Annotated in this window: 3 protein-coding genes; all 3 read right to left on the minus strand. The window is 65.7% G+C overall.

The genetic code is table 11. The features are described 5' to 3' along the window. Positions 1 to 533 (minus strand): NAD(P)/FAD-dependent oxidoreductase (locus tag AB4Z00_RS26495; RefSeq protein WP_442047896.1); only part of this gene is annotated, 533 nt, incomplete at its 3' end. A 37-nt stretch (positions 534 to 570) separates the two neighbouring features. Next, complete coding sequence (locus tag AB4Z00_RS26500) at positions 571 to 1,500, minus strand: electron transfer flavoprotein subunit alpha/FixB family protein (protein WP_134094795.1); 930 nt, start codon at positions 1,498 to 1,500, stop codon at positions 571 to 573. Continuing rightward, on the minus strand, positions 1,500 to 2,177 hold a 678-nt coding region (locus tag AB4Z00_RS26505; RefSeq protein ID WP_442047897.1), incomplete at its 5' end, for an electron transfer flavoprotein subunit beta/FixA family protein. The genes AB4Z00_RS26500 and AB4Z00_RS26505, both read right to left, overlap by 1 nt.

Raw genomic sequence — 2,177 nt, forward strand, 5'->3', positions numbered from 1 at the left:
TTGCCCAGCAGGTTCATGCCCGGCTGGAAGTCGGCCTTGGGATTGCCCTCGCGGTCGACGCCCATGTCGCCGGTCTGCACGCCGATCACGGCGCCGTTCTCGTCATAGAGGATCTCGGCGGCCGGGAAGCCCGGGAAGATCTCGATCTCCAGCGCCTCGGCCTGTTCGGCCAGCCAGCGGCAGAGATTGCCCAGCGAGCCGGTGTAATTGCCCTCGTTCGACATGAACGGCGGCATRACCAGGTGCGGCAGRCCGAACTTCTTCTTCTTCGTGAGRTGCCARTGCCAGTTGTCGGTCACCGGCGTTTCCGCCAGCGGGCAGCCGTCCTCGCGCCAGGTGGGCAGCAGTTCGTCGAGCGCCYKGGGATCGATCGTCGCGCCCGACAGAATGTGCGCGCCGATCTCCGARCCCTTCTCCAGCACGCAGACCGACAGCGCCGGATCGACCTGCTTCAGCCGGATCGCCGTGGCAAGRCCGGCAGGCCCACCGCCGACGATGACGACGTCATACGGCATCTCTTCGCGTTCAATCATGGTCTTTGCATCTCGAAGAAGGGTCGGAAAAGAGGGCTCAGAGCTTGCCGGTGAGTTCCGGCACGGCGGTGAACAGGTCCGCCACCAGGCCGACGTCAGCGACCTGGAAGATCGGGGCGTCTTCGTCCTTGTTGATGGCGATGATGGTCTTGGAGTCCTTCATGCCCGCAAGGTGCTGGATCGCGCCCGAGATGCCCACAGCGATGTAGACTTCGGGAGCCACGATCTTGCCGGTCTGGCCGACCTGGTAGTCGTTCGGCACGTAGCCCGCGTCGACCGCAGCGCGGCTGGCACCGACGGCAGCACCGAGCTTGTCGGCGAGCGGCATGATCACCTGCTCGAAGGTTTCCGAATCCTTCAGCGCGCGGCCGCCCGAGACGATCACCTTGGCGCTGGTCAGTTCCGGACGCTCGGACTTCGCGAGTTCGGCACCCACGAAGCTCGAAAGCCCTGCGTCACCAGCACCGGCAACGTCTTCGATGGCAGCCGAGCCACCCTCGGCAGCGGCCTTCTCGAAGGCGGTGCCGCGTACGGTGATGACCAGCTTGGCATCGCTCGATTCGACGGTAGCGATGGCGTTGCCGGCATAGATCGGGCGCGTGAAGGTCTTCTCGCCCTCGACCGAGAGGATGTCCGATAGCTGCATCACGTCGAGCAGCGCGGCCACGCGCGGAGCGACGTTCTTGCCGGTAGTGGTGGCGGGCGCCAGGAACGCGTCGTGGTGGCCCATGAGGTCCACGATCAGCGGCGCGATGTTCTCGGCCAGCGCGTGTTCATAGGCGGCGTTGTCGGCGAGATGCACCTTGGCGACGCCGGCGATCTTGGCAGCGGCTTCGGCAGCGGCGCGGCAGTTCGCACCGGCGACCAGCAGGTGGACTTCACCCAGCTTGGCAGCGGCGGTGACGGTGTGGAGCGTCGCGTCCTTGACCGACGCGTTGTCGTGTTCGACCCAAACGAGCGTCTTCATCAGGCGACTCCCAGTTCCTTGAGCTTCGTGACCAGCGCGTCGACATCGGCAACCTTGACGCCGGCGACACGCACCGGCGGCTCCGAGACCTTCAGGGTCTTGAGGCGCGGGGCGATGTCGACGCCGTAGTCGGCGGCGGTCTTCACATCGAGCTGCTTCTTCTTCGCCTTCATGATGTTGGGCAGCGAAGCGTAGCGCGGCTCGTTGAGGCGCAAGTCGGTGGTGACGATCGCGGGCAGCGACAGCTTCACGGTTTCCAGGCCGCCATCGACTTCGCGGGTCACGGCAACGTGGTCGCCCCCCAAATCACCGCCAATCTCGACCTTGCTGGCGAACGTGCCCTGCGGGCGGCCCAGCAGCGCGGCGAGCATCTGGCCGGTCTGGTTCGAATCGTCGTCGATGGCCTGCTTGCCCAGGATCACGAGGCCGGGATTCTCTTCGGCGACGATGGCCTTGAGGATCTTGGCGACCGCGAGCGGCTCCACTTCCGTATCGGTCTCGATCAGGATCGCGCGGTCGGCGCCCATCGCGAGCGCGGTGCGCAGCGTGTCCTGCGCCTTGGCCGGGCCGACCGAGACGGCGACGATCTCTTCCGCCTTGCCCGCTTCCTTGATGCGGATGGCTTCTTCCACCGCGATCTCGTCGAACGGGTTCATGCTCATCTTGACGTTGGCCAG

The sequence above is a fragment of the Novosphingobium sp. YAF33 genome (assembly GCF_052113265.1).
Taxonomy (GTDB): domain Bacteria; phylum Pseudomonadota; class Alphaproteobacteria; order Sphingomonadales; family Sphingomonadaceae; genus Novosphingobium.